The following is an 18094-nucleotide window of genomic DNA, read 5'->3' as shown; positions in this document are numbered from 1 at the left end:
CCCAGTCGTTGGTGCCGCGGACCCGGCGGCGGCGGTTCTCCCAGCCGTCGTCCATCTTGCGCGAGGTGCCGGGCAGGATGCGCCCTGCTGGGAGCGTTCTGGGCCGACTAGTCGATCTTCTGCCACGGTTTGCAGTCGGAGGTTTGGAACGCCTTGTCGTTCGGGTTGATCTTGACGATGACCTGCCCTTCAGCGTTTCCATTGGCGACGATGTCCCCCAGCTCGCCGGTGGTGTCGCTCAGCCGTGCCCAGTAGCAGAGGACGTTGTCCTTGCCGTCGCTGCGATATGTGCCCGGCTGGATGTCCTTGCCCACGAGGAAGACGCCGTCACCGGGGATCTCCGCAGCGGCTGCGGCGTCCTTCTTCGGCGCGGTGGTGGCAGGCTGTGAAGCTGTGTGGGTCTCGGACGGTCCGCCCGTCTGCGGAGGGGCCGTCACCGTCCGGGAGGTGGAAGGAGTCTCTGCGACATCACCCCGCGACCCGACCACGCCGATGAGCACGCCCACCAGCAGCCCACCGAGCGCTGCTGCCGCATGGCTGAGGATCTTCCTGTGCGGCGAAGGGGCGGCCGCAGGCGAAGGCAGCGGCTGCCCTCGCTGCGGTCCTGGCGGCGGACCTGTGGGTCTGTTTCCGCTCATGCCATCAGGTTGCGCCCCTCAGCCGTGATCCGCATGGGACCGCCTCCTGCTGGAGGAGCCAGTCGACTGTCTGCTGCCGGCTGCGTATGCGCCTCACCGGGCACGCTCACGATGGTGTTGCGGCAGCATGGGCAGCGGTCAGGCTTGGCCGTAGAGGGCCGTCAGGTCGATCAGCCGGACGGCTGCGTCTGACGTAGCAGCGGCGTGCGCCTTGTCGTTGAATCCGGCTCCACTGAAACAGATCAGCCGCGTGTCGGTCGTGTCGTAGCGCCCGGCTTGGGTGATGAGGTCGCGGATGTGTCGGAGGCGTTCGATGTGGGCAGCGCCCATGGTGTCGTTCCACTTGGCCTCTCCGATGGCCAGCAGCGGCGGCTTGGCGCCGTCTGCGATTCCGATGACCGCCACATCGACCTCGTGGCCGGTACGGGCCTTGGGGTCGTGAACGACACCGTGTCCGACACGGGCCGGCAGACCGCCGAGCAGTTCGGGGTCGGCGTGATGCAGGGCCCAGTCGCGGCAGACCTGTTCGAAGTGGGGCCCGAGGACGTTGCTGACGTAGCGGCGACGGCTGGCTTGCCAGACCCGTGCCGCGCTGCCGGGGCGTTCGAGCTGGTCCCAGACCGGTCGCATGATCGCGTGGTAGAAGCCGATCAGCGGTTCGGCGATGCGGTAGGTGGGACGGTTGTCGCGGAAGGCGTCCGCGTCCCGGTGCAGCAGACCCGCATCTTCGAGGACGTTGATGGGATGGGCGATGTCGGTGGCCTTGCGTTCCAGGTAGCCGGCCATGCCCCCGCGCGTGGCGTTGCCGTCGGCGACGGCGGCCAGGACGGACAGATACAGGGCGGTGTCGCGAAGGTCGGGTTCTTCGGCCAGCAGATAGCGGGCCTCGCGGAAGAGGGGGGTTTCGGGGTTGAGGACGGTGCGGACGACCCAGTCGTCGAAGTCGTCCGGGCCCTTTGGCGTGTCGCCGCGTGCGAATTCGCGCCGATAGGCCGGGGTGCCGCCCACGATCGCGTTCACCTTCATGGCCAGGTGGGGGTCGGTGATGTCCCAGAACTCGGCGGCGAGGCGGTGGTCCAGGGGGCGGACGACCAGCTCCAGCCCCGCCCGTCCGCGCAGGGGGGCGCTACCTGAGAGCAGCCTGCCCATGAAGGACAGGGCCGAGCCGCACAGCAGCAGCCGGGTACGGGAGTTGGCGCGCTGGTCACGCAGGGGCCGCAACGCCTCCTGGATGATCGAGGGCAGCTCGGGGTTGGCCTTGGCGAGGTACGGAAACTCGTCGATCACCACGGGGACGGGCCGCTCGGCGCCGAGTGCGAGCAGTGCGTCGACGGCCTCTGCCCAGTCGGCGAAGTGGAACGGGCTGGCAGGACGGACGTGGGCGGTCAGCGCCGCGCTGATCCGCCGTAGCGACTCGGCATCGGCGGCCTCGGTCGCACCGAAATAGAACCCTCCGGCGGCTCGGCACGCGGCATCCAGCAGGAACGTCTTGCCCTGGCGGCGGCGCCCGGAGACCACACCCAGGGTCGCGCCGGGCTGCGGATCGGTGATGAACCGGCTCAGCGCCGACCACTCGTAATCCCGGTCGAACATCTCGGCAGGCTTGTCCACGAGTGCTCCAGATAGAGAAGTACACCTACATAAAACATACCTCTAGTTCTTGTCGAGAGCTGGGAGGGAAATCGATACGGGAAAACCCAAGAGGCCCGATCCGCCTGATGCGAACCGGGCCTCTGAGCTGGCGGAGGCCGTCCGGACGGGCCCGGGCCGGGCCCGCTCCCTCGGGCCCGGCCCGTCGTCACAGGCGGGCCAGTGCCCCGAGCGCGGCGTTGTAGCCGCACATCCCGTGCGCCCCCGCACCGGGGGGCGTGGCCGCCGAGCAGAGGTACACCCCGGGTACGCCGGTCGAGTACGGGTTGATCGCGGCCCTCGGCCGGAACACCAGCTGCAGCGGGTCGTTCGCGCCGGTGACGATGTCGCCGCCGACGTAGTTCTCGTTGTGGGTGCTCATCTCCGTCGTCGAGCGGACGTAGGTCGCCCGGATGCGGTCGCGGAATCCGGGCGCGAACTGCTCGATGCGGCGGATGATCGCCTCTGTGGCGTCGCCGGTGTAGCCGGCCGGCACGTGGGCGTAGGCGTACAGCGGGTGTACGTCGCCGGCCGAGCGGGTCCTGTCCGCGACGTACTGCTGGCCGACGAGGACGAACGGCTGCGCGGGCATCCGGCCGGAGCAGACCAGCTTCTCGGCCGCCTCGATCTCGCCGAGTGTGCCGCCGAGGTGGACGGTGCCCGCGGTTCGCGAGCCCTCGTGGGTCCATGGCACGCCGCCCTCGACCGCGAAGTCGACCTTGAACGCGCCCGGCCCGTGCCGGTAGGCCGTGTAGGCGCGCCGTACCCGCCCGGGCATCTGGTCGCCGACGATACGGGCGGCGGCGGACGGTGAGGTGTCGAGCATGACCACGTCCACCTGCCCGCGCTCCCCGAGTTTCCCGAGCTCCCCGAGCGAGGTGACGCGGCGGCCGGTCTCGAACTCCACGCCGTACTCCGCCGCCCTGGCCAGAATCGCGTCGCGGATCGCGACCGATCCGCCCTCGGCGACCGGCCAGCCGTAGGCGTGGGCTGCGGTGGTGAGGGCGACGCCGATCGCCGAGGAGGCCACGGTGTTCAGCGGCCGGAACGCGTGGGCCGCGACGCCGGCGAACAGGGCCTGGCCCTCCGGCGTACCGAACCGGCGGGCCAGCACCGTGGCGGGCAGCCCGGAGAACAGCCCGAACCGGGCGAGGTGGACCGGGTGCCTCGGCAGGTGCAGCACGGGCCGCAGGAACTCCTGGCTGATCGTGTCGAACCGGTCGGTGAGCGGCCCGAACACCCGGGACCAGGACTTTCCGGCGGACCCGAGGCCCTCCGCGGTCCGCGTCACCGAGCGGTGGAGCACCGCTCCCCGGCCGTCCTGGAGCGGGTGCGCCATCTCCGCCGGGGCCCAGCGCCAGGTCAGCCCGGCGCCGGCGAGATCGAACCGCTCGGCGAACGCCGAACCCAGCGCCAGCGGGTGGAAACCGGAGCACTCGTCGTGCACGAGCCCGGGGAGGGTCAGCTCGCTGGAGCGGATGCCGCCGCCGAGTGTGTCGGCGGCCTCGATCACCCTCACCCGCACGCCTTCGGCCGCGAGGGTGAGGGCGGCGGCGAGCCCGTTGGGCCCGCTGCCGACCACGACGGCCGTTGTCACGACGTCAGTCCCATCCCCGGCGCGGCCCCCGCCGGCCCAGGCGCTGCCTGCTGTTCCGGCCGGCGCGCGGAGGGGTGGTACTCGGGGTGTCTCCAGGTGACGTTCGACGGGATCGGGCCGTTCGGAAGCCAGGGCTGCTGCTCGACGCAGTCGCTCACCAGCCAGGTACCGCGCTCGACGATGCCCAGCGCCGCGTCCATCACGAAGTACTCCTGGGTCTTCTTGTGGATCGGCTGGGACTCCACCCAGACGATCACGAACTCCCCCGGTGCGAATCCCACCCGCTTCTGGATGGCCTCGATCAGCTGGTCGTCGTGGAGGTGTCCGTCGCCGAAGTTCCAGCCTATGACGCTGTTGCAGCCGAACTCGCCGTCGCGGAGCGTGTACGACTCGTAGGTGTCACCGAGATAGCGCTGCAGGGTCGAGATCAGGCCACGGCCCTGGCTGTGCATCGAGCGCCAGACGATCGCCAGCTCCATCGTCATGGTGGCCACGTCCGGCTCGTAGCCGAACGCCACGAGCTGGTCGATCTGGTTCTTCGCCGGCTTCTTCAGCTGGTTGAGCTTCGCCTCGGCGCCCGGTGCGAAGGCCCAGGTCGCCGATGCCCAGTTGCCGGCGTACTGACGCATCGAGGGCAGGAAGGAGACCAGGTCGGGGCGCAGGTTGCCGAGCACCGGGAAGAACAGCAGGCCCGCGGTGACGGCCGGCAGCATCCACGGCTGCGAGAAGTCGAGCACGCCGTAGCCCTCGCCGACCGGGTGCCCGACGAAGAGGAACAGGTAGATGTAGGAGAACAGGACGTTCCACTCCAGCGGCACCGCGAGCGGGAAGGTGGACACGATGAACAGGTGGAGGGCCACCATGCAGGCCACGGCCACCAGGGTCAGCTCCCGGTCGGTGCTGAACAGCAGCACCGGTGGCACGACGAGTTCGGCGGTGGTGCCGAGGATGTGGGCCATGAACCACGAGAGCCGGGAGGGCTTCAGGTCCCCGCCGCCGACGCCGCGGTAGTGGGCCCGTTTGACGGACTTCGGCCGCCACGGGGCGTTGGAGACCATCGGCGGGATGACGTTGATGAAGTGCTTGCCGAACTTCGAGACCGCCGCGCCCACCATGACCACGACGATGAGCAGCTTGGCGGCGATGATCAGGTCGGTGAACGGCAGCGTCGCCGAGAACAGCATGATCGGCAGGTACTGTTCGCCGCGGGCGGCCAGGAAGAGCACCTTGTCGCGCAGGCCGCAGAGCACGAGCAGGACCAGCGGGAGCGCCATCAGCGCGGGGCGGACCAGGCCGCCGGCGGCCTCCGGCCGCGCCGCGGCCAGTGAGGCGCTGTGCACGCCGGGCAGGACGAGCGCGAGCGCGAGTGAGCCGAGCGCGGCGGCGTACAGCAGGACGTCGAAGGCGGTACGGCGGTCGCCCCGGGTGAACGGGACCTTGCCGGGCCAGGGGGGCAGCCGGATGGTGCCGGGCCTCAGCCAGTACGCGGCGCCGCCGGTCATCGGCTTGAAGTGGCCGGCGAGCGGGCCCCAGGTGCCGGCGACGCCGAACAGCTCGAGCAGCACCGTCCACAGCACGAGCTTCTGGTAGACGATCGGCTCGTCCCACCAGCCGGCGACGTCGAGCGGCGAGCCGACGTGAGAGGTCAGCGTGGCGGCGAGGACGCCGCCCAGCGCGTAGAAGAGGACGAGCTTCACGATGTAGATCGTGTGCACCATCCGCGGGCTGCCGAAGCCGTTCTCGGCCCAGAAGGCGGTCAGCAGCCGGATCCGCTCCGTGCGCGGGCGGGCCATGAACTCCCGGGACTCGTACGGCGGGACGGTGGGCGTGAGGAAGGGCATGTCAGGCTCCCGTCGTGGAGGGGGCGGGGAGGTGGTTGCCACGCGCGCGCAGCGCGGGCTTGTCGATCTTGCCGACGGGGTTCTTCGGCAGCGCGTCGACGCGGTGGATCGCCGTCGGCACCTTGACCTTGGTCAGGTGGGTGCGGCAGTGCTCGGTCAGCGCGTCGAGGTCGAGCACGGTGCCGGGGTAGACCGTGACGTAGGCGGCCGGGACCTCGCCGTACACCGGGTGAGGGGCGCCCACGACGGCCGCTTCGAGGACGCCGGGGTAGGCGTGCAGGACGGCCTCGATCTCCTTGGGGTAGATGTTCTCGCCGCCGCGGATGATCATGTCCTTGATCCGGTCGACGATGCGCAGATAGCCGTCCTCGTCGAGGACGCCGACATCGCCGGTGTGCAGCCAGCCGTCGCGCAGGGTCTCCTCGGTGGCCTCGGGCCGGTTGAGGTAGCCCCGCATGACGTTGGGCCCCTGGATGACGACCTCGCCGCGCTGACCGGCCGGGACGAAGGAGCCGTCCGGCGCCATGATCCGGACCGTCTGACCGGGGAGCGGCAGGCCGACGGTGCCCGGCTTGCGCACGCCCTGGAGCGGGTTGACGGTGCTGGCGCAGGTGCCCTCCGTCAGGCCGTAACCCTCGACGACGGGGAACCCGAACCGGCTCTCGGCCGCCTCGAGGAGTTCCTTCGACGCCGGAGCCGCACCGCAGATGGCGACGCGGACGGAGGAGGTGTCCACGGTGACGTCCTCGGGCAGGGACACCAGGTGGGCGTAGATGGTCGGCACGGCCGAGAAGTACGTCGGCCGCAGCGTCCGCACCGCGTCGAGGAAGCGCTCGGGGTGGAAGCGCTCCAGCAGGCTCAGCCGCCCGCCCGCGGTCATCGGCGTGAGGAAGCTGACGCAGATCGCGTTGACGTGGAACAGCGGAAGCACCAGCAGGCAGTGGTCCTGGCCGGTGACGCCCAGACCCCCGCCCATCATGGACGCCATCGCGTCGAGTTGGGCGTGGTCGAGCATCACGCCCTTCGGCCGGCCGGTGGAGCCGCTGGTGTAGATGAGCAGGGCCAGGTGGCCGGGCTTCGTGGCGGGTTCCGGGAGCGCGACGGTGCCGGCCGCCGTCCGGCGGAGGTCGTCGACGGCCAGGCTGGTCCGGCCCGCGCTCGGCGCCTCGGGGCCGAGGTTCACCACGAGTGCCGCGTCGGCGTCGGTGATCTGGTGGTCGGCCTCGTGGGCCGTGAAGACCGGATTGACCGGGGTCACGGCCGCGCCGAGGCGCCAGGCCGCGACCAGCGAGACGAGCAGCTCGACGCGGTTCGGCAGCATGACCGCCACCACGGAACCGGGGCCGACGCCGTGCTCGGCGAACTGCTCGGCCACCGCGTCGACCCACGCGGTGAACTCGGCATAACTGAGGTCGTGCCGGTCGTCGCGGACGCACGGCCGGTCGTCGTACGCCACGGGTCGGTGCCACGGGAGGTAGCCGAGATCGGACATGGTGGGACTCCTCTTCCGGTCTTCCGGACTGATGTGGCTGGTACGTTAAGGACGCGTTTCAGGGCGATCACTGTCCCGGGAGACCAAAGAAGCCGCGCGCTTTCGTGCCGCGGGGGACTGCCGGTGAGACGGGAACGGCCCTGTCGGCGCGACAGGAACGGATCCCGGTGGTCGCCGGGTCCAGGACCGGCCGCAGGAGGCGCCGATGGCCGACCCGCGCGTCACCGCCCGGATCACCGCACTCGGCGAGCGGCTCACCCGCGAACTGCCCGAGCTCACCCAGGCGTTGCAGAACGAGATGACGGGACGGATCCTCGACCTGCGCGGCGACAGGGTCCTCGTCGAGCTGCTGGCGGCCAGCATCAGGAGCAACCTCGAGACCGTGGTCCAGGTGCTCCGCCACGGCGTGGACGTGGACGACGTGACCACGCCGGCCGGCGCCCGGGAGTACGCGCGCAGGCTCGCCCAGCACGGCGTGTCCCCCAACGCGCTGGTGCGCGCCTACCGGCTCGGACAGCGGATGGTGCTGGACTGGGCGTACGCGCTGATCGTGGAGGGCGAGCCCGACGCACGTCTCGCGTTGGAGGCGTACCACGAGCTGTCCCGGATCACCCACCGCTACATCGACTCGGTCTCCGAGCAGATGATCGCCGAGTACCAGCAGGAGCGTGAGCGCTGGCTGGCCCGCCGCAGCACGGTCCGCGCCGAGATCCTCGGACGCCTCATCGCGGGGGAACCGGTCAATGTCGCCACGGCCGAGTCCGGCCTCGGGCACCGGCTCCGGCAGCGCCATCTCGGAGCCCTGCTGTGGACCTCCGGCCCGTCGTCGTGGGACGCCGACCTCGGCGCCCTGGAGAACGCCGCCTTCCGGCTCGGCAAGGCGATCGGCGGGCCGGGCAGCCCGCTGTTCTGGCCCAGGGACCGGACCACCGGCTGGGTCTGGTTCACCCCCGGTCCCGACGCCCCCGTGCCCGACCCGGCCGAGCTGGAGGCCGCTCTCGCCGACCTCGACCCCCAGGTACGCGTGGCCCTCGGGACGCCGGCGTCCGGACCCGACGGGTTCCGGGTCACCCATCTCGAGGCCCTGCGGGCCCAGCAGGTCGCCCTGGTGGCGCAGGAGCGCTCACCGCGCGTGACGTCGTACGGCGACGCCCAGGTGCGGGCCGCGTCCCTGCTGGTCGGGGACCTCGACGAAGCCCGCCGCCTCGTCGCCGGCGCGCTCGGCGGGCTGGCCGTGGACACCGAGAACGCCGAGCGGCTGCGCGAGACGATGCTGGCCTTCGTCACCGAGAGGGGCAGCTACCTGGCGACCTCCCAGCGTCTGCACCTGCACAAGAACACGGTGAAGTACCGGATCGAGAAGGCGGTCGAGGAACGCGGCCGACCGATCGACGAGGACCGCCTCGACCTCGAACTCGCGCTCATCGCCTGCCGCTGGCTGAGGACCGCGGTCCTCCAGCCGGCCACCCGCTGACGGCGGCGGTGACGGCGGCGGCGGCGCAGGACGCAGCGGCCCGACCTGCCGCACGCCCCCGCGACAACGACGAAGGTCCCGGCCGCAGTGCGGCCGGGACCTTCGTTTTGGCTGGTCAGCCGTGGCGGAGGATACGAGATTCGAACTCGTGAGGGGTTGCCCCCAACACGCTTTCCCATTCTCCTCGGTGCCGTCCGGGTGAGTTCGCCCCGGTCCTGACCTGCGACTGCACCAGGCCGCAGATGGGGCCTGAACCCCGGCGGACAGGGATGAATGAGACCAGAACTGAGACCAGCCCCTGAAGCTCATGCTGAACACGCCGTTCGTGATCGCCATGCAGTGCTTCGTCGAGAGCAATCGGCGGACGTCGCGAAACGTCCAGGCAAGGCTCGTTTCCACCGTGCGGGGTGATCCCTGCGTCGGCCAGGAGGTCGGCGACTGCACGACGCCAGATCGCTGAGGATCCTCGCCAACATGGATCGGGACCTGCATCAATCCCTCATCCCTGAAGGGCTTCGAGAGCCGACCACTAAGCTGCTGGACCGTGAGCTGATCACAGCGGCGGGCGCGTGTCGCTCTGCACGGCCGGGCGGAAACGGGGGACGGATGCGTGAGGATCAGCAGCGAGCGGCGGCGACCCGGCGGCAGATGCTGTTTGCGGGGTGGGTCGCCCCGAACCAGGTACAAGCGGCCGGGAAGCTGCTCGATGCCTACCGTGCGGGCGGGCAACGGCTGGCCGCCGCCCGTCGGTCCGGAGACCTGCCGACCGCGCAGGAGTCTCTCGTCCAGCAGCTGGCCGCACAGCGGGAGTTGGGCGAGCTGATCGGCGGGTGGAATGCCGGCCGGCTACTGGACGCCGCCGACCGTCCGGCGGAGCCGGTGTCCGTCTTCGTGGACGAGACCACGGTGCGCGCGCAGCATGTGCAGCGCGCTGGGCTGGGGACGTTGCAGGCGTATGGTGCGGTGGCGGTGCCGGGTGAGCTGCTGCCGGTCTTCGCTGCCCGCGTGGCTGGGATCCGGGTCGAGTTCGGGCTGGGCACCGAGGAGTTGAAGTGGTCGCCGGACCGGAAGCGGCAGCCGGCCCAGTTCGCACTCGGTGCCCGCGGCCGTGAGCCGGTGCAGCGGGCTCTGCTGGCCGCGGCCGCCGAGTGCGGGGCCTGGACGGTGACCGTGGTGTGGGACCAGGAACGCGATCCCAGTGAGGACGCCCACCGAGAGAAGTGGATGCTGAAGCTGCTCTACGAGCGGATCAGCATGGGCCTGTCCGACCGGGACGGGCTCGGCACGGTGGTCTTCGACCAGAAGCACTCCCTGCGCGGGCACGACGCGGACTGGCTCGCCGCCACCCGGAAGCTGACCGACTACGGAACCGAGTACACCGCTGCCTCCCGGATAGTGAACCGCTTCGTCATGGGCCCGTCCGACCACCTGCCCGGCCTCCAGCTCGCCGACCTGGTCGTCGGTGCCACCACTGCCCTGGTCGCCGGTCAGAAGGGCGGACTGGCCCTGCGGGAACCTCTGCTGGAGCTGATCCACCGCCGCGAGGACGGGGACCTGTCCGGCGCCGGACTGAAGCTGTGGCCCAGCTCGCTGGAGAACTTGTACTCCTGGATCCAGCATGGTCGGCCCGCCGAGCCGAAGGACCACGACCTGGACGAACTGCTGAGGTCGCTCGCCGGCTATCACCAGCGCACAGTGGGGGGACCTCCGGCCGTTCACCAAGGACGACGGTCTGACGGATCGTCATTGATCTTCAGTCGCATCGGAGGCACCATGCAGTCATGGCTGACGAGCGTTGCGATCACGGGCTGATAGTCGGGCAATGCGGTCACTGCAAGCCGGTCCCCCCGGGCCTGACCGCATCTGTCTGGACCACCAGGGGCGGCTCGGTGTTCCACCGCTCGGTGGCGTGCGACGCGCTCGCCGACGGGCAGGCCCGTGCCGCCCGCACCGGCAGGGACGTACACCAGCCGACCCGCGTCGCGCTGGCTGACGCCATGGCGCAGGGGCGCGGCGCCTGAATCCCCTGCTTCCCCGCCTACCGCCCGACCAGCACCACCAAGCCCTGCCTGGTCCGGGTGGACGCGCAGTGGCTGCGCGGCCTGCTCACCGAGTGGCGCCGGGGTGCCGACGGACGGTGGAGCGGAGTGGTCTCGTACGTCGCCGACGGCGAACAGGTGACTGTCGTCAGGGATCAGGACGACCTGTGCCCCGCATCCTGAGGTCTCCCGTAGCGGTTCTCCATCGTCGCCCCTGATCTTCTCCCCGGCCAGGTGGGAGTCGACTCTCATGGTCGCCACTGTGGAGCTTCTGACGGAACTGCAACCAAAACTGCAACCACGAGACGACGAAGGCCCGGGCCGCGCGATGCGGTCCGGGCCTTCGTGAAGGCGGGGAATACGAAGATCGCGCCAGGCACCGTCGACGCTCAAAGCGCCGAACGTGCGCTGCGCGGGATCCGTGACTACCTCGCGCACAACAAGGACACCACCGCGGACATCACCATCCTCGGTGAAGTCGGTTCCGATGACCCCCTCGTCCTGCCGCGCCCCACCGTCGAGATGTTCGCCGCGATGCTCGCCGCCCTCGCAAACGGGCAAGGCGTGCAGGTCATGCCCGTCAATGCCATCGTGTCCACCCAGGTCGCCGCCGACATGCTCAACGTCTCCAGGCCCCACCTGGTCGGCCTCCTGGAGAAGGGAGACATCCCCTTCGAGCGGGTTGGGCGCCATCGCCGCATCAAGTTCAACGACGTCATGGAGTACAAGCGGAGGGACGACCGCGAGCGGCCGAATGGACCGAGCAGATCCTCGACGAGGTGGAGGCTGCACTCCGCCGCAACGACGTCGGCGACGACGAGAAGCGTGCGGAGCTGCGGCGCCGCATGAACGCAGCTGTACGGGACTGCATCGTTACCGGCCACGAGCCTCTGATCGAGGGGCTCAAGCTCCCCGATCCGAACGACCGCCACGTCCTCGCGGCGGCGATCAGGGCCGGCGCGCAGGTGATCGTCACCGACAACGGCAAGGACTTCCCGTCCGAGTACATAGCGGAGTGGGACACCGAGCAGAAGACCGCTGACGACTTCGTCATGGATCTGATCGACCTGGACGACCGTGTTGTCTACGGCTGCGTCATGGAGATTGTCGGTAGTCGACGGGAGCCGGTCACGTTTGACGACGTGCTGGGCCAACTGGAGAGATCTCAGCTGATCGGATCAGTGAGCATGCTCCGAGGTGGACCTGTCGAGAGCATCTGACTCGCCACGTCTCAGGGCCGGCCGGGATCAGGTGCTGGTCGCGGCCCGCCGCATCTCGCCCCGCTGAAAGCAGACATCGGCGGCGTGGACAAGCTCTGTGGTGGCCTCGTCCGCCTCGTGGCGTCTGACAGGTGCAGGCCCGTGGACGCGACGAAGGCCCGGACCGCTGAGCGGTCCGGGCCTTCGTTTGCCCTGGCGGGCAGAGGCGGAGGATACGAGATTCGAACTCGTGAGGGGTTGCCCCCAACACGCTTTCCAACTGTCCGCCTGGCCGTACTCCGGTGTCCGCAGGGGTTCGCGCGGCAGGTCAGCGGGGATGCGCGAACGGTGGTGAACCCCGGCGATCACCAGCGCACTGGACAAAGAAGAGGACAACGACAGGTGCCGTCCACCTCCTCCGTGGCTCGTCACCTGGTGCACGGGAGACACTGTGCTCGCACAAGAAGGGACGTGGGATCATCGTCACCATGCCAAACCCGGATGCCGCCGATCGAACACTGACTGTTGCTGGGCTCTTCGCCGGCATTGGCGGAGTCGAGCTCGGGCTCGAGGCGGCAGGCCTGCAGACCAAGCTGCTCTGCGAGTGGTGGGAGCCCGCTCAGGCGGTGCTTCAGCAGCGATTCCCGGGTATCCCGCTGCACGACGACATTCAGACCCTGCCGGCGCTTCCTGACGTAGATGTCGTGACGGCCGGTTTCCCTTGCACGGACCTGTCCCAAGCAGGACGGACAGCTGGCATCCATGGGGAAGCGTCCGGGATGGTCAAGCACCTCATCAAGCTCCTGGGCGATGCCTCCCCGCAGTGGGTGGTCATCGAGAACGTGCGGAACATGCTCGCGCTCGACCGCGGCACAGCCATGGAGTACCTGGTCGGTGAGTTCGAGCGGCTCGGCTACACGTGGGCCTACCGACTCGTTGACTCTCGCTTCACGGGCGTACCGCAGCGTCGCCAGCGAGTGATCTTCGTTGCTTCGCGTACAGAGAACCCTTGCTCAGTACTGTTCGCGGATGACGCTGGCGAACGCGCCGAGAGTGACTACCGAGACGGCGCCTTCGGCTTCTACTGGACTGAAGGCAATACCGGCCTGGGCTGGGCGCAGGATGCTCTACCGACCCTCAAGGGCGGCTCGGGCCTCGGTATCCCATCGTCGCCGGCCATGTGGGTACGCGGAGCCGAGCCGGGACGTGCCATTCTCACGCCTAGAATTGAGGACGCCGAAGCGTTGCAAGGCTTCCCTCGTGGTTGGACTGAGCCGGCACTTGAGAGGGCAAAGCGCGGCGTCAGGTGGAAGCTGGTGGGTAACGCCGTCACCGTCGGTGTCTCTGAGTGGCTGGGACGCCGGCTAGTCGAACCCGGAGCGTACGACGACTCGAGCCAGAAACCGCTCGTGAGGGGGACGCGCTGGCCCACGGCTGCTTGGGGCAGCGCGAGCGAGCGTTGGTCAGTCCCGCTGAGCTTGTGGCCCGAGATGCACACGTACCAGCACCTCTTGGACGTGATCGATGTGGACAAGGCTGCCCCGCTGAGCCTTCGTGCGACGGCGGGCTTTCACGGCCGACTGCTCAGGAGCCGGCTCCGCTACCCGCAGGCCTTCTCGGACGCGCTCAAGCTGCATGCGGAGCAGATGTCCAGCCCTGTACCTGCCTAGGAGGCCGCTCGAACGAGAGCTCGTGTCCGCCCCGCCGTTCTTCGTATGGACGGTGGGGCGGCCGCCTGGAGGTTGAGACGGGGAGATCGCCAGATCCACTGATGGGGCATCAGCAGCAACTTGATGGGAGCGATAGGGTGCCCCCGAAAGGGGTGGGTCTTGGAAGCCGTTGACATCCTCACAAGGAGCCTCAGTAGGGCCGTTCCCATAAATGGCCAGATGCTCCAGTACCACGGTCGCAGCGACCGGCATGGCCAGCTCATCTGCTGGGGGATTCTCTTCGACCTGATGCTGACGAGCGACTTGCTGCGCCACCACGTGGAGTCAGGCAAGGTGGTCTTCGGTATCAATCACACGCTGAGGAGCTTCTCACCGGAGAAGAAGAAGCGCCTTGACCTGGTGCTTTGCCGTCCCAAGGCTGGCGCCCCTGCCCCTAGGAGACCCCAAACACTGAGCACGCTTGTCGACAAGCACGGCATTGAGCTCACGTTCAGGCAGCAAAGGCTGCTGGATAGCCTGCCTGAAATCACCGAGGGGCCGGTCGGCAGCGTCCTCGTGGCGCTGGAGGCCAAGGCCTGCATGACCGAGCACATCAAGGCGCTCCCGCGTCTCTATGACGAGCTGAACTCAAGCCATCAGATCGTGCACGGCCACTCGAGCCAAGCTCTCTCGATCGGCTTCTTCATGGTCAATGCGGCGGAAGAGTTCTACAGCCCGACGAACCTGGCGAACCCCGGCCCCAACAAGCACAGGCAGCCGCACGCGCTGAGGCGAGCCGTTGCGCAGGTCGCTGATCTCCCACGTCGTAGTCATCACAGCTCCCAAGGCTTTGACGGGCTGGGGATCGTGGTGGTCGACATGGTCAACGACGGAGTCAGCCCGTGCCAGCTGGTCACAGCTCCCCCGGCTCCGGCGGAGGACGATGTCCTGCACTACGACTCGATGGTGCAGCGCATGGCTCACGAGTACGACACACGCTTCTCCATGATCTGACAGATCAAGCAGAGCCGTGTCGTCGGCAGGCTGACGACACGGCTCTGTTGAGGGCGATCCGCTCCACGTAGATCGCGGTACAGGCCGGTCGACCCTGTGCGTCCCTGGCCTCGAGAAATGTCGAACCTTCTGATCCATGGGTGCGTGCAACGCAGTGGGACCGGGCGAACGGGGCGCGAAACGCCAGGGCAGTTCCTGCCCGACGCGGGGGCCCAGTCCACGGCTTTCCGTCGCCGTAGGCTGACATGGGGACAGCGCCGGACATTCCAGCATCGTTCCCGATCGCGGGATGAGGCGTCTCGCTACTTCTCTGACAGTCTCCTGCTCTCTGGAGCACGCAGGGGCATGAAGGCCTGCATTTGGTCAATGGCCGGTTGGACACCTGACCTTGTCCGGTACACCAGCCTCATATCCTGAAGCGCGTTCAAGTCCCGGTTAATCATCTTTTGCGTATGGCCGGCGTACTGCTCTGCGAGTTCCGGGTTCAAGCGCCGAACCTCCGCTGTCGGCGTGATCTCACCCACCGGCAGAGTTAGAACCAGGTGTCGCCGTCGTCGCGCCGCAGCACTGCTCTCATGGCGGAACCTGTCGTGCACAAAGTTCTGCCACGTCACGATCATCTGCTGAGCTTTGATCATTTCGACTTGCTCGCGAAGCCCGTCTAGCAGTCCTTGAAGGGCGTATCTGATGAACGGCTTCGTGTCGTATGGCTTCGCCTTGCTTGCCTTGTCGAGGACGCTCAGGTACCGCGTCCTCGTCCGGTTGTAGTGATCGCTGAGCAAGTGGGCCGACACATCGGGCATACGGGCCTTGGCCAGCAGCTGAAACTCCACCATCCGGGCCGTGCGGCCGTTGCCATCTCCGAACGGGTGGATCCAGGCAAGGTAGAGATGAGCGAGGATGGCCGATGCCACTCCCACCGCAAACTCGAACCCCGGGGGGGCGTCAGCCTCCAGCGCCTTGATCCATCGGCAGAGCTCCTCTACGAGGTAGACACAATCCTCAGCGGGTGCGCCTACGTAGTTGCCTACCGAAACCCCGTGCTCACGGAACTCGCCCGGCACGGCATCCTCCGCCAGGTTGTCCAGATCCTTGCAGACGATGCGGTTGAGCTCGCGAATGCGTTCAGGCGTGAGCTCCAGCGACCTCCCCTCAGCCACATCCGACCGGATCATTCGATAGGCCTCGAGGACGTTGTCCACCTCTTGCCCGAGGTACTCCTGGGAAGGGGGCAGCTTCAGCTCGTTCTGGATGCGCTTCCGGACAGCCTCTTCGGACAGCGTGTTGCCCTCGATGCGGGTGGTCGCGTGGGCACCCTTGCTTAGGAAGACCTGGTGGAAGTGCTCCTGGACAGCAGGATGGAGCGGCACGCCCGCTACGTGCTCACACTTGGAATGGATCTCGCCGAGCTGCATCCAAGTTGCGGGCCCTAGGTCGAGATCTGGCTTGAACTCAAGCCACGGATGTGTCCCCTCGTAGTGTCGCATCTGTCCCCGTCTCTCCATTCACAAAAACCCAGGTCAAGGGGGTGTTCTATGTAGTCTCCCAGAATCTTTGGGCCTTACCTATGTCCCGGCCAGTGTCCTGGGCAGCGACCCATCCCTTGGGCTACAGAGTGTCCCCTTGGTTGACGGTACTCGGCGGTAGGAGAGCCTTCCACTCACCCGGTGCACGAGATTCGAGAGCCGCGTCGGCCCACCCCGTTCGATCACGCATCGTCGCTGATCGCAGACAGTGCGCTAGAACTTTCGATCAGAGACGGGCGTAGACGGCTGTGGCGTCGTCGTGCACCTTGCTACGCGGCCATCGAGTCGATGCCGGATCGCTTAGCTCCGCACCACGCACTCGCCCGACCAGCGTCTCCGGCCCTTCAGCTGCGAGTGTGGCTAGGCAATCTGACCAGTCGGTCAGACCAAAAAGGGCCACCAGTCGCGCCGCCCCGTCGGTCAGCAGGGCGGCCCGCCTGAGGTCTTTTCGCGGGCACGTGCCACGGAGCGCCGCGCGGGCGGCCCGAGGATCTGCCGCAGCCACCCAGTAGCCTCCCGGACGATTCCGGAGCGCCCGTTCTGCCAGTACGAGACGGCTATGAAGGTCACGGCGCTCCTCGGAGTCTGGGGGCGCCGCCTTCATGGCCGCGCGCTCATCCCGGGCCACCGATGCGAGACGGTCGTCCGAGATCACTTCCAGCGTTCCCTCGCGGTCCAGGACGAGTGTGCAGTCCCCCAATACCAGCCAGTCCACGGAGTTCTCGCGCACGCGGAGCGCCGCCAGTGTCGCGGACGGGGAGAGCGGGTCGTCGACTGAGCACGTGTCGCGGTGCAAGTCGGCCGTCTGGGCTATCGCCGCAGCGAAGGCATCAGGAAGACACACCTTGCCCCTCGCCAACGAGCACATCGCCGTCCCAAGGGTCCTGGCGAACCATGCGACGCCATGGACGCACGGCGCCTGCAACTCCGAGGGCATGCCGGCGCCGTCCAGGAGCACGACCACACGATCGTTCCAGGTGGCGAAATCCTCGTTGGCCCGCCCTGGACAGGCGCTGCTGAAGGCCGATACGTGCACGTCAGGCAGCCTCATGGGGGAGCACGCCGCTCTCCGAGCGGCTGGCCGTCACCGACTTGTCTCCTGGGGCATAGTCACACCCCACGACCATGGAGAAGGGCGAGGTGCCCGCTTCCTCGTAGAGGGAGGCAAGGTTCTTGGTCAGGTAGTGGGCTACGCCCAGCGAACCGACAGCATGAACGCCAGCGATCATGAGGAACGTCCCCTGCCCATCCGGCCGGGGCAGCCTCCCCAGGTAGGCCACATCCGCCGGCGATGCCTCTTGCGGGTCATCGCTCGGCGACGTGTAGACCTTGCCGGTCTCGCGCTCGATGAGTGCCCAGCGCCCATCAGGCAGAGTCTCGAACGAAAGTCGCGGGTCCCTGCTCAGCGCCGCTGCGGCCTCAGGGGATGTCTTCGGTCCACAGACAATGACAAGGTCGTCGCGGTTGAGGTCGAGCTCACCCGAGACGGGGATGTAGTGGAGCTCCCCCTCGAGCTGGAGACTCTGGGCAAGGGCCAGCATCCTCTGTCCTGTGGAGCTGTCCTCGACGGCGACGTACTCGCGCTCACCGGGCCGCAGGGGCACGTAGACCTGAACGAGTTGAGTCCCCAGGAACGCCCGCTCCGGGGGCGGGCCGGCGTCCTTGAGCTGAGCAACACGAGCACGGCTCACGCCCATCAGCTTGGCTACGTCGGCCATGGAATGACCGTTTTTCCGCAGCCACGCGATGCTCTCCTTGCGCATGCGTGAGGTCTCGATGACGGCGGATTGCAGCTCCGTCATGAGGTCAACAGCGGCCTTGACGCGCAGGGCGTGATCCTGCATCGCTGCGACCCGTCGGACTTCCTCGATCATGTCCCGCCTCGCGTATCGGCTCAGGGAAGTACTTCTACGACTCATGTTAAGGGGGGGTTGACATCAACCGCTAGGCGCGGCCAAGCTATGTGGCAACCCCCCCTTAACAGGAGGGACCCCAG

Annotated in this window: 16 protein-coding genes; 8 read left to right on the top strand and 8 right to left on the bottom strand. The window is 68.1% G+C overall.

Annotation, left to right across the window (positions count from 1 at the left end):
- Positions 1-107: 107 nt before the first annotated feature.
- The 5 genes from AB0C73_RS30180 to AB0C73_RS30160 form a co-directional block, all read right to left on the bottom strand.
- The gene (locus AB0C73_RS30180; RefSeq protein ID WP_362536338.1) at positions 108-506 is read right to left on the bottom strand and encodes a hypothetical protein; all 399 of its coding nucleotides are present in this window, start codon (positions 504-506) and stop codon (positions 108-110) included.
- A 270-nt stretch (positions 507-776) separates the two neighbouring features.
- A complete protein-coding gene (locus AB0C73_RS30175; RefSeq protein ID WP_362536329.1) occupies positions 777-2249 on the bottom strand; it encodes an ATP-binding protein in 1473 nt (490 codons plus the stop codon).
- A 187-nt stretch (positions 2250-2436) separates the two neighbouring features.
- A complete protein-coding gene (locus AB0C73_RS30170) occupies positions 2437-3864 on the bottom strand; it encodes an NAD(P)/FAD-dependent oxidoreductase (protein WP_362536327.1) in 1428 nt (475 codons plus the stop codon).
- Positions 3861-5705 carry a DUF3556 domain-containing protein gene (locus AB0C73_RS30165; RefSeq protein ID WP_362536325.1) on the bottom strand — a complete coding sequence of 615 codons (1845 nt, stop codon included), beginning with the start codon at positions 5703-5705 and terminating at the stop codon, positions 3861-3863. The genes AB0C73_RS30170 and AB0C73_RS30165 overlap by 4 nt, the downstream gene beginning before the upstream one ends.
- 1 nt (position 5706) lies before the next feature.
- Positions 5707-7197: an AMP-binding protein gene (locus AB0C73_RS30160; RefSeq protein ID WP_362536323.1), complete on the bottom strand. Its 1491-nt coding sequence runs from the start codon at positions 7195-7197 to the stop codon at positions 5707-5709.
- A gap of 205 nt (positions 7198-7402) precedes the next feature.
- On the opposite strand from AB0C73_RS30160, the gene AB0C73_RS30155 reads away from it, so the two are divergent.
- The 8 genes from AB0C73_RS30155 (at position 7403) to AB0C73_RS30120 (ending at position 14572) form a co-directional block, all read left to right on the top strand.
- Positions 7403-8671: a helix-turn-helix domain-containing protein gene (locus tag AB0C73_RS30155; RefSeq protein ID WP_362536321.1), complete on the top strand. Its 1269-nt coding sequence runs from the start codon at positions 7403-7405 to the stop codon at positions 8669-8671.
- A 474-nt stretch (positions 8672-9145) separates the two neighbouring features.
- A complete protein-coding gene (locus tag AB0C73_RS30150) occupies positions 9146-10483 on the top strand; it encodes a DUF3800 domain-containing protein (protein WP_362536320.1) in 1338 nt (445 codons plus the stop codon).
- Positions 10484-10560: 77 nt separating this feature from the next.
- Positions 10561-10692, top strand: coding sequence for a hypothetical protein (locus AB0C73_RS30145; RefSeq protein WP_362536318.1), 132 nt, complete (start codon positions 10561-10563; stop codon positions 10690-10692).
- Positions 10693-10749: 57 nt separating this feature from the next.
- Entirely contained in the window at positions 10750-10893 is a 144-nt protein-coding gene (locus AB0C73_RS30140) for a hypothetical protein (RefSeq protein ID WP_362536316.1), read from the top strand.
- A gap of 162 nt (positions 10894-11055) precedes the next feature.
- On the top strand, positions 11056-11559 hold the full coding sequence (locus tag AB0C73_RS30135) for a helix-turn-helix domain-containing protein (RefSeq protein WP_362536314.1): 504 nt from the start codon (positions 11056-11058) through the stop codon (positions 11557-11559).
- Positions 11490-11930, top strand: coding sequence for a PIN domain-containing protein (locus tag AB0C73_RS30130; protein WP_362536312.1), 441 nt, complete (start codon positions 11490-11492; stop codon positions 11928-11930). The genes AB0C73_RS30135 and AB0C73_RS30130 overlap by 70 nt, the downstream gene beginning before the upstream one ends.
- A 467-nt stretch (positions 11931-12397) precedes the next feature.
- Positions 12398-13579: a DNA (cytosine-5-)-methyltransferase gene (gene dcm, locus AB0C73_RS30125; protein ID WP_362536310.1), complete on the top strand. Its 1182-nt coding sequence runs from the start codon at positions 12398-12400 to the stop codon at positions 13577-13579.
- A 219-nt stretch (positions 13580-13798) separates the two neighbouring features.
- Positions 13799-14572, top strand: coding sequence for a hypothetical protein (locus tag AB0C73_RS30120; RefSeq protein ID WP_362536308.1), 774 nt, complete (start codon positions 13799-13801; stop codon positions 14570-14572).
- 302 nt (positions 14573-14874) lie between these two features.
- Here AB0C73_RS30120 and AB0C73_RS30115 read toward each other — a convergent pair whose 3' ends face one another.
- From AB0C73_RS30115 to AB0C73_RS30105, 3 genes are all read right to left on the bottom strand, one after another.
- Positions 14875-16059: a Fic family protein gene (locus tag AB0C73_RS30115; RefSeq protein WP_362536306.1), complete on the bottom strand. Its 1185-nt coding sequence runs from the start codon at positions 16057-16059 to the stop codon at positions 14875-14877.
- A gap of 265 nt (positions 16060-16324) precedes the next feature.
- A complete protein-coding gene (locus tag AB0C73_RS30110) occupies positions 16325-17134 on the bottom strand; it encodes a protein phosphatase 2C domain-containing protein (protein ID WP_362536304.1) in 810 nt (269 codons plus the stop codon).
- A gap of 1 nt (position 17135) precedes the next feature.
- Entirely contained in the window at positions 17136-17972 is an 837-nt protein-coding gene (locus AB0C73_RS30105) for a sigma-70 family RNA polymerase sigma factor (RefSeq protein ID WP_362536302.1), read from the bottom strand.
- Between the last annotated feature and the right edge of the window lie 122 nt (positions 17973-18094).

The organism is Streptomyces sp. NPDC048623 (genome assembly GCF_040650755.1).
Lineage (GTDB): Bacteria > Actinomycetota > Actinomycetes > Streptomycetales > Streptomycetaceae > Streptomyces.
The sequence above is the reverse complement of the archived record's forward strand: the minus strand, read 5'-3'. Positions and strand labels throughout refer to the sequence as shown.